General features: G+C 70.9%; 9 protein-coding genes. 6 read left to right on the top strand and 3 right to left on the bottom strand.

Annotated features, from left to right (window positions below):
* The first annotated feature begins 143 nt into the window (after positions 1-143).
* The 3 genes from PLL68_RS02080 to PLL68_RS02070 are packed head-to-tail and all read left to right on the top strand — an operon-like array spanning position 144 to position 3271.
* Positions 144-1445: a D-arabinono-1,4-lactone oxidase gene (locus tag PLL68_RS02080; RefSeq protein ID WP_324531183.1), complete on the top strand. Its 1302-nt coding sequence runs from the start codon at positions 144-146 to the stop codon at positions 1443-1445.
* A gap of 6 nt (positions 1446-1451) precedes the next feature.
* Positions 1452-2462, top strand: a complete 1011-nt coding sequence (locus tag PLL68_RS02075; RefSeq protein WP_324531181.1) for a DUF2804 domain-containing protein — start codon at positions 1452-1454, stop codon at positions 2460-2462.
* Positions 2463-2488: 26 nt separating this feature from the next.
* Entirely contained in the window at positions 2489-3271 is a 783-nt protein-coding gene (locus PLL68_RS02070; protein ID WP_324531179.1) for a potassium channel family protein, read from the top strand.
* A 30-nt stretch (positions 3272-3301) separates the two neighbouring features.
* On the opposite strand, the gene rarD is transcribed toward PLL68_RS02070, so the two are convergent.
* The 3 genes from rarD to PLL68_RS02055 are packed head-to-tail and all read right to left on the bottom strand — an operon-like array spanning position 3302 to position 7226.
* Positions 3302-4267 carry an EamA family transporter RarD gene (gene rarD / locus PLL68_RS02065; RefSeq protein ID WP_324531177.1) on the bottom strand — a complete coding sequence of 322 codons (966 nt, stop codon included), beginning with the start codon at positions 4265-4267 and terminating at the stop codon, positions 3302-3304.
* Positions 4264-5340, bottom strand: a complete 1077-nt coding sequence (locus PLL68_RS02060; protein WP_324531201.1) for a 2-oxoacid:ferredoxin oxidoreductase subunit beta — start codon at positions 5338-5340, stop codon at positions 4264-4266. The genes rarD and PLL68_RS02060 overlap by 4 nt, the downstream gene beginning before the upstream one ends.
* A gap of 20 nt (positions 5341-5360) precedes the next feature.
* A complete protein-coding gene (locus tag PLL68_RS02055; RefSeq protein WP_324531175.1) occupies positions 5361-7226 on the bottom strand; it encodes a 2-oxoacid:acceptor oxidoreductase subunit alpha in 1866 nt (621 codons plus the stop codon).
* Between the two features lie 278 nt (positions 7227-7504).
* Between PLL68_RS02055 and PLL68_RS02050 the strand changes: the two genes are divergently transcribed.
* The 3 genes from PLL68_RS02050 to PLL68_RS02040 are packed head-to-tail and all read left to right on the top strand — an operon-like array spanning position 7505 to position 8890.
* A complete protein-coding gene (locus PLL68_RS02050) occupies positions 7505-7864 on the top strand; it encodes an NADH-quinone oxidoreductase subunit A (RefSeq protein WP_324531173.1) in 360 nt (119 codons plus the stop codon).
* A 19-nt stretch (positions 7865-7883) separates the two neighbouring features.
* Entirely contained in the window at positions 7884-8483 is a 600-nt protein-coding gene (locus tag PLL68_RS02045; protein WP_324531171.1) for an NADH-quinone oxidoreductase subunit B, read from the top strand.
* The gene (locus PLL68_RS02040; protein WP_324531169.1) at positions 8480-8890 is read left to right on the top strand and encodes a YrdB family protein; all 411 of its coding nucleotides are present in this window, start codon (positions 8480-8482) and stop codon (positions 8888-8890) included. The genes PLL68_RS02045 and PLL68_RS02040 overlap by 4 nt, the downstream gene beginning before the upstream one ends.
* The last annotated feature ends 8 nt before the right edge of the window (positions 8891-8898 follow it).

The raw sequence follows: 8898 nt of genomic DNA, 5'->3' as shown, positions 1-8898 counted from the left end.
GACCTGGCCATCGGTGACCGCGTCTGGCTTCGTGGGGCCAAGGCCGGCGAGCTCCTCGAACGGTTCGACACCGTGCACCTCGTGAGCGCCGGGCAGCTGGTCGACAGCGTGCCGTCCTACCGCGGTGAGGGAAGGAACTTCGGATGACCGGCTGGCGCAACTGGGGAGGCAACGTCGTGGCGTCCCCCGTGCAGGTTCGGCACGCGGGGACGACCCGGGCGGTCGTGGATGCCGTGCACGCGGCGGCCCGCGCCGGGCTGCGGATCCGGGTGGCCGGGTCCGGGCACTCCTTCACCCCGCTGGTCGCGACCGACGGGATGCTGCTGCGCGTCGATGGCCTGAGTGGGGTGATCGGCGTCGATCGGGAGCGCAACCGGGTCAGGGTGCTGGCCGGCACACCGTTGCACGTCCTCAACCCGGCGCTCCAGCGGCTCGGACTGGCCCTGCCGAACCTCGGCGACATCGATCGCCAGACCATCTCCGGAGCCATCGCCACCGGGACCCACGGCACGGGCACCCGTCGACAGGGGATCGCGGCCGCCGTGACGGGGCTGACCCTCGTGCTGGCGGACGGGAGCACGCTGGAGTGCTCGCGCGACGTCGAGCCGGACGTCTTCGCCGCGGCGGCCGTGGGGCTGGGCGCCCTCGGCGTCGTCACCGAGGTCGAGCTCGCGTGTGTACCCGCGTACCGGCTGCACGCCAAGGAGTCGAGCGAGGCGCTCAGCGACCTGTTGCCCCGGCTCCAGGCCGAGGCAGACACCCACGACCACCTCGACCTGCACTGGTTCCCCCACACCGACCGCGTGCTGGTCAAGCGCAACGACGTCGTCGGCCCGCAGCAGGGCCCACCGCCGCTCGCCCCGTGGCGGGCCCGGCTCGACGACGACCTCCTCGCGAACCGGGTCTTCGAGGTGATCAACCGCGGGGCCGCCGCGCTCCCGGCATCCGTGCCGGTGATCAACCGGGCGACGGCGCGCGTGCTCGGGGCGCGCGAGTTCGCCGACGACTCCTGGAAGGTGTTCTGTTCCTCGCGGGAGGTGCGCTTCGTCGAGAGCGAGTACGCCGTCCCGCGCCACGCGGTCGAGGCGGTGCTGGCGGAGCTGCGGGCGTGGTTCGACCGCACCCGCGCCCCCGTGCCGTTCCCGGTGGAGGTGCGGTTCATCGGGGCCGACGACGTGTGGTTGTCGACGGCGCATGAACGGGACAACGCCTACGTGGCCGTGCACCAGTACCACCGGATGGACCCGCTGCCGCTGTTCGAGGCCTTCGAGGCGATCGTGGCCGAGCACGCCGGGCGGCCGCACTGGGGCAAGGTGCACACCCTCGGTGCCGACCGGCTGCGCGAGCTGTACCCGCGGTTCGACCACTTCCGAGCGGTCCGCGAGCGCCTCGATCCCGGGCGGCGCTTCACCAACGCCCACGTCCGCCACCTCCTCGGGGACTGAGCCACCATGCGGGTCACCGAACGTGAGATCACGGCCGAGGTCGAGGTCTGCCGGCCCGACGGCACCCTGAACCCGGACGCGGTCGGGTGGACCCGGCATCCGCTCCACGACACGAGCCGGATCGGCCGAGGCCGTCGAGGGTGGGGCCGCGCCAAGCGGTGGGAGTACTGGGCGGTCACGACCCCGACCCACCTCGTCGGCGTCACCGTCTCGTCGCTGGACTACGCAGGCGTGTATGCCGTGTGGGTGCACGACCGGCGCTCGGGGGAGACGGTCAGCCACGACGTCATCGACCCCTTGGGCCGTGGAGCCAGCCTGCCGGCGCGGCTCGGGGACGACCCGGCGCGAGCATCAGCAGGGGGGCTGACGATCGCCATCGAGGCGGCATCCGGCGGCACCCGCCTGAGCGTGGACGGGCCACGGGTGCGACTCGACGTCCTGGCCGAGCGGCCCGCAGGCCACGAGGCCATGGGCGTCGTCGTGCCGTGGTCGGCCCGTAGGTTCCAGTACACGGTGAAGGACATCGCGCGCCCGGCGCTGGGGAGCCTGTGGGTCGACGGGGTCGAGCACCCCGTCGCCGCCGGTGACTCGTGGGCGGTGCTCGACCACGGCCGGGGTCGCTGGCCGTATGCCGTTCACTGGAACTGGGGTGCCGGGTCGGGTCTCGTCGATGGCCGGGTCATCGGGGTGCAGGTCGGTGGGCGCTGGACCGACGGCACCGGCTCGACCGAGAACGCGCTCGTGGTGGACGGTCGCGTCCACAAGATCAGCGAGGAGCTGTCGTGGTCCTACGACACCCGCGACTGGCTCGCGCCGTGGCGGGTGCGGGGTGACCTGGCCGACCTGACGTTCACGCCGTTCTGGAACCACTCCTCCGCGACGAACCTGGGCGTGCTCGCCCAGCGAGCCAACCAGTGTTTCGGTCACTGGAGCGGCTGGATGCGCGATGATGCGGGGGAGCGGGTCAGTGTCGACGGCGTGCTCGGCTGGGCCGAGGACGTCCACAACCGCTGGTGATGCGACCAGGCGGAAAGGGCGATGACATGAGCCACGCGGGACACCGGTCGGTGGAGCTGAAGGACCCCGGCTACGAGCTGTTCATCGGGGCGGTCTCGCTGCTGTCGATCGTCAACGTCGTGCTGCTCTACGTCGTCGAGGACCTCTCGCTCGACACCGTGCTGCTCGTGATGAATGCCCTCATCAGCGTGATCCTGTTCGCCGACTTCGTCTACCGGCTCGTCACCGCGCCGTCCAGGAGCGAGTACCTGTTCCGCCACTACGGGTGGGCCGACCTGCTGTCGAGCCTGCCGCTGGCCGTGGTCAAGGTCTTCCGGCTGTTCCGCCTCGTGCGGGTGACGATGCTGCTTCGCGAACACGGTGCAGCCCGGCTTCGCGGCAGCCTGCTGCGCAACCGTGCGGGCAGCGCGCTGCTCAGCCTGTTGCTGCTCGGCATCCTCGTCCTGCAGTTCGGGAGCCTGTGGGTTCTCGCCCTGGAACAGGATGCCCCCGACGCCACGATCACCTCGGCCCCGGATGCCCTCTGGTACGTCCTCGTGACGATCTCGACCGTCGGTTACGGCGACGAGTACCCCGTCACCACGGGCGGGCGCGCGCTCGGGTCCATCGTCATCCTCATCGGGGTCGGCATCTTCGGCACCTTCACCGGCTACCTCGCCAACCGCTTCCTCGCGCCCAAGGCGCCACTGGTCGAGGATGCCGACAGCACCCGCGCCCGGATCGAGCAGCTGCGCGTCCTCATGGCCCAGCAGCAGGCCGCGATCGACGAGCTCGACGCCATCCTGCGCCACCGCCGCCGCGACCCGTGACGTAGCCGGACCCTGCGTCGGACGAGGGCGTCAGGGGCAGGGTTCGACCGGCGGCTCGCGACGCCCCGCGCGCGCTGCCCGGGCCGCACGCAGCGAGTCGAAGGTCAGCAGCGCCAGTGCCACCCAGACGATCCCGAAGCCGAACCACAGGCGGCCGCTCACGTGCTCACCGAGCAGGGTCACCCCGACGAGCAGCTGGAGCATCGGGGTGATGAACTGGATGAGGCCGACGGTGACCAGGGGGATCCGCCGGGCAGCCGCGGCGAACAGCAGCAGCGGCACGGCCGTGACCACCCCGGCGAGCACGAGCAGCGTCGTGTGCGCGACGCCGTGCCCGGCGAAGGTCGTCGCACCCTGCAGCGACAGCACGACGATGACGCCGACGGCCACCGGTGCGAGCACCGCGGTCTCCGCGGCCAACGAGTGCAGCGCCTCGAGGCTCGCGCCGACCCGCTTCTTCACCAGCCCGTAGAGACCGAACGAGAACGCCAGGCTGAGGCTGATCCACGGCAGCACCCCGCCGGCCACCGTGAGGTAGACCGCCGCCACCGCGCCCACGGCCACCGCCGCCCACTGCAGGCGCCTGAGCCGTTCGCCGAGCACGAGCACGCCGAGGCCGACGGTGACGATGGGGTTGAGGAAGTAGCCGAGGGCAGCCTCGTACGTGCGACCGGTGAGCACGGCGAGCACGTAGACGACCCAGTTCCCGGCGATGAGCAGGGCCGCCAGCGTGATGCCGGCGACGAGACGAGGTCGTGACAGGAACGGCCGGATCCACGCGAGGTCGCGCCGCACGAGCAGCACGAGGGCGACGACGGCCAACGTCCACAGGATGCGGTGGGCCAGGATCTCCCAGGCTCCGGAGGGTTCGAGGGCCGCGAAGTACAGGGGGAACATCCCCCAGATGCCGTAGGCGAGGAAGGCGTATGCCGTGCCACGCCGTAGCTCGGCCTCCCCACCTCCCGTCGGGGCCGCGCCCGACGGAGGCGGGGTCACCCCACGGTCCAGGTGTCGCGTCCGAGCAGCAGGTCGGTGAGGTCGGCGTCCGTGGCGGGGCCCCCCGCGGTGCTGACCGCGGCGTCGACCTGGGCACGCACGAGGTCGTCGTAGGTGGGCCGGTCGACCTGGCGGAAGATGCCCATGGGCACGTGCGTCATCTCGGGGGAGTCCAGCCGGGAGAGCTGGAAGGCCTGCGACGGGTCGTCGAGCGCCGGGTCGTGGACGACGACGGCACCCTTCTCGCCGGACGCGGCCTCTGCCTCGGCGATGAACTTCATGACGCCCGAGCCCTGCCGGACGAGCACCTTGCGCTCACCCTCGGCGCCGACGGTGACGGCCTCGCCGGCGCGCAGCCGCACGATGCGCGCCTCCTGCTGGGTGCGGTCCTTGAGCACCTCGAAGGCGCCGTCGTTGAAGATCGGGCAGTTCTGGTAGATCTCGACCAGGGCGGTGCCCCGGTGCTCGGCGGCCGCCTTGAGGATGGTGGTGAGCTCGGCGCGGTCGGACTCCATCGCCCGCGCGACGAACGTCGCCTCGGCGCCGAGCGCCAGCGACACGGGGTTGAACGGGCTGTCGACCGACCCGACCGGGCTGGACTTGGTGACCTGACCGACCTTCGACGTGGGGGAGTACTGCCCCTTGGTCAGGCCGTAGATCTGGTTGTTGAACAGCAGGATCGTCATGTTGACGTTGCGGCGCAGTGCGTGGATGAGGTGGTTGCCGCCGATCGACAGGGCGTCGCCGTCGCCGGTGACGACCCACACCGACAGGTCCGAACGGCTCGTGGCCAGGCCGGTGGCGATCGCCGGGGCACGCCCGTGGATCGAGTGCATGCCGTAGGTGTCGAGGTAGTACGGGAAGCGGCTCGAGCAGCCGATGCCGGAGACGAACACGATGTTCTCGCGCTTCAGGCCCAGTTCGGGCAGGAAGGACTGCACCGCGGCGAGGATGACGTAGTCACCGCACCCGGGGCACCAACGCACCTCCTGGTCGGAGGTGAAGTCGCGCTTGGTCTGCTTGTCAGCGTCGTCCGGGAGGTGGGGGACCGAACGAAGGCCGCTGACCGGCATCCCCAAATCGGTGGTGGTGCTCACGAGAGCTCCTCGAGGGTGGTGGAGATGACGTCGGCGAGTTCGACGGTGGAGAACGGAAGCCCACGCACCGAGGTGTGCGAGCGGATGTCGACGAGGTACTTCGCGCGCAGCAGCATCGAGAGCTGGCCGAGGTTCATCTCGGGGACGATGACCCGGTCGTACGACTTCAGCACCTCGCCGAGGTTTGCAGGGAAGGGGTTGAGGTGCGTCAGGTGGGCCTGCGCAACGGGGTGCCCGGCGTTGCGGACGACCCGGGTCGCGGCCGCGATCGGGCCGAAGGTCGATCCCCAGCCGAGCACGAGCACGCGAGCCTGGCCGCTCGGGTCGTCGACGACGAGATCGGGCACGGTGATGCCGTCGACCTTGGCCTGGCGCAGCCGGGTCATCAGGTCGTGGTTGTCGGGGTCGTAGGAGATGTTGCCGGTGACGTCGGCCTTCTCGATGCCGCCGATCCGGTGCTCCAGACCCGCAGTGCCGGGCACGGCCCACGGCCGGGCCAGCGTCTGCTCGTCGCGCAGGAACGGGTGGAACGTGGGCTCGCCCTTGGGGTCGACCCCGTTGGGTTCGCTCGCGAACTCGACGGTGAGGTCGGGCAGGGAGTCGACCGACGGGACCGACCACGGCTCGGAGCCGTTGGCGAGGTAGCCGTCGGACAGCAGGAACACGGGGGTGCGGTACGTCGTCGCGATGCGAACGGCATCCATCGCGGCGGTGAAGCAGTCGGCCGGGGTCTTCGGCGCGACGATCGGCACCGGGGACTCGCCGTTGCGGCCGAACATCGCCTGCAGCAGGTCGGCCTGCTCGGTCTTGGTCGGCAGTCCGGTGGACGGGCCACCACGCTGGACGTCGACGATGATGAGCGGCAGCTCGAGGGAGACGGCCAGGCCGATCGCCTCGGACTTCAGCGCCACCCCCGGCCCCGACGTCGTCGTGACACCGATGGCGCCACCGAAGCTGGCCCCGAGGGCGATGCCGATGCCGGCGATCTCGTCCTCGGCCTGCATCGTCGTGACGCCGTGGCGCTTCAGCGCAGCGAGCGCGTGGAGGATGTCGGATGCCGGGGTGATGGGGTAGGAGCCGAGCACCAGGGGGATGCCGGCGCGGTGCGCAGCGGCGACCAGGCCCAGGGAGAGGGCGGTGTTGCCGGTGATGTTGCGGTAGGTGCCGGCCGGCATCGTCGCGGCGGGGACGATGAAGGAGGAGGCGAAGTCCTCGGTGGTCTCGCCGTAGTTCCAGCCGGCGGTGAGAGCGGCGAGGTTCGCCGCGAGGATCTCGGGGCGGGCGCCGAACTTGCTCTTGAGGAAGGCCTCGGTGCCGGTCGTCGGCCGGGTGTACATCCACGAGAGCAGGCCGAGCGCGAACATGTTCTTCGCGCGCTCCTTCTCCTTGCGGGTGAGCGTCGGGAACTCGGCCAGGGCCTCCACGGTGATGCTCGTGAGGGCCACCGCGTGCACGTGGAAGGAGTCGAGGGTGCCGTCGTCGACGGGGTTGTCGCTGTAGCCGACCTTGGCGAGGTTGCGCTTGGTGAACTCGTCGGTGTTGACGATGATCGTCGCCCCGCGGGGCAGGTCGCCGAGGTTGGCCTTGAGGGCGGCCGGGTTCATCGCGACGAGTACGTCGGGGGCGTCACCGGGGGTGAGCACGTCGTGGTCGGCGAAGTGCAGCTGGAAGCTGGAGACGCCGGGCAGCGTGCCCTGGGGGGCGCGGATCTCGGCCGGGAAGTTGGGCAGCGTCGACAGGTCGTTGCCCAGGGCAGCGGTGTCGCTGGTGAACCGGTCACCGGTCAGCTGCATGCCGTCGCCGGAGTCCCCGGCGAAGCGGATGACGACGCGGTCGAGCGTCTGGACGGTCTTGCTGCTCACGGGGCACCCTGTGGTCAAGTCGGCGACGGAAACTCACGTGCTGTGCCGCCGGTTCTGCCGCGGGCGCAGCGTTCTCCATGGTACGTCGCGATGAGGGTAGCCTCACCGCTGTCCACGAGGTGTCGGCCCGCGTACCCCGAGTGACCTATTGGTCGGTGGAGGTACGGATGCCGGGTGGGGGGCGGCGGCTGGCGTCCCCCGAGTGACCTATTGGTCGGTGCAGGTACGGGCGCACGAGGCTCGCTCACCATGGAGGGGGCGCACTAGGCTCGCTCACCATGGAGGGCTACGCGGCAGCAGCGGCAGTGGTGCTCGCCGGCGTGCTGCTCGTCACCGCCGCCATGGTGGCCCGCCGCCTGCTCGCGCCTCGTGCCGTCACCGAGGCGGGGCTGCGCACCTACGAGAGCGGGGTCGACCCCGTCGGCACGGGCTGGGCGCAGAGCCAGATCCGCTACATCGCCTTCGCGTTCCTCTACGTCATCTTCGCCGTGGATGCCGTGTACCTCTTCCCGTGGGCCCTGGTGCTGCGCGACCCCGAGCTCGGTGTCGCCTCGCTGGCCGAGGTGCTGATCTTCGTCGGTGTCATCCTCGTCGGGCTGCTCCACGCTGGTCGGCGAGGACTGCTGCGGTGGGTCTGAAGCGGCATACGCTCTCCCCATGAGCGTCGATCTGCCCATGCCGCGCGTCGGTCCGCTCGCCGAGCACGCGCCGAAGCCGATCCGCGTGGTGCTGAACTGGGGGCGCCGCTACTCGCTGTGGGTGTTCAACTTCGGGTTGGCGTGCTGCGCGATCGAGTTCATCGCGACCTCGATGGGCCGCCACGACTTCATCCGCCTCGGCGTCATCCCCTTCGCGCCGGGCCCGCGCCAGGCCGACCTCATGGTCGTCTCGGGCACGGTCACCGACAAGATGGCACCGGCCATCCGCCGGCTCTACGACCAGATGCCCGAGCCGAAGTACGTCATCTCGTTCGGGGCGTGCTCCAACTCCGGTGGGCCGTACTGGGACTCGTACTCCGTGACCAAGGGCGTCGACCAGCTCATCCCGGTCGACGTCTACGTGCCGGGATGCCCACCCCGACCGGAGGCCTTGCTCCAGGGCATCATCCGCCTCCAGGAGAAGATCGCCGACGAACGGGTGAGCGGTGCCGCGATCGCAGCCCGCCAGCCCGGCAGGTCGTCAGAGGCCCCACGGTTCGCCGGGCACCGCACCGCCGAGGCAGGCGAGGTCACCCGCGGCCTCGTGACCAAGCCATGAGCGCCGACGGCCGGCCCCGACCGACCCCCGGCCACGGGCCCGAACTGTTCTCGACCCCGAGCCTGCTCGCCCTCGCGGTCGTCGCCTTCGTCGTCGAGCTGGCCCTGTTCGGCGGCGCCGGGGCGATCGCGCACCGCGCGGTCGGTGGTGGCCTGGTCGGGTGGGTGGCTGCGGTGGTGGCAGTTGCGGCGGTACTCGTCCTGTGGGGGTTGTTCATGGCCCCCAAGGGCCGGTTCCGGTTGCAGCCCGGCGCACGAGTCGTCGTGGCCGCCCTGTTGTGCCTGGCCACGGCCTACGGCCTCGTGGATGCCGGGTGGTCGGCCTGGGGATGGTTCGTCGGCATCGCGGGCATCGCCGTCGTCGCAGCGCAGCTCGTTCTGCCCACCGCCGAACCAGCCGGGCGCTGACGCGCCTC

This window comes from Ornithinibacter sp. (assembly GCF_035443565.1).
Classification (GTDB): domain Bacteria; phylum Actinomycetota; class Actinomycetes; order Actinomycetales; family Dermatophilaceae; genus Fodinibacter.
This window is presented reverse-complemented; position numbering and strand designations above follow the sequence as displayed.

What these genes read in the sequence shown, in the direction of transcription:
- PLL68_RS02080 (WP_324531183.1), top strand. Translation starts at nt 144, where the DNA reads ATGACCGGCTGGCGCAACTGGGGAGGCAACGTCGTGGCGTCCCCCGTG.
- PLL68_RS02075 (WP_324531181.1), top strand. Translation starts at nt 1,452, where the DNA reads ATGCGGGTCACCGAACGTGAGATCACGGCCGAGGTCGAGGTCTGCCGG.
- PLL68_RS02070 (WP_324531179.1), top strand. Translation starts at nt 2,489, where the DNA reads ATGAGCCACGCGGGACACCGGTCGGTGGAGCTGAAGGACCCCGGCTAC.
- PLL68_RS02060 (WP_324531201.1), bottom strand. Translation starts at nt 5,340, where the DNA reads ATGCCGGTCAGCGGCCTTCGTTCGGTCCCCCACCTCCCGGACGACGCT.
- PLL68_RS02050 (WP_324531173.1), top strand. Translation starts at nt 7,505, where the DNA reads ATGGAGGGCTACGCGGCAGCAGCGGCAGTGGTGCTCGCCGGCGTGCTG.
- PLL68_RS02045 (WP_324531171.1), top strand. Translation starts at nt 7,884, where the DNA reads ATGAGCGTCGATCTGCCCATGCCGCGCGTCGGTCCGCTCGCCGAGCAC.
- PLL68_RS02040 (WP_324531169.1), top strand. Translation starts at nt 8,480, where the DNA reads ATGAGCGCCGACGGCCGGCCCCGACCGACCCCCGGCCACGGGCCCGAA.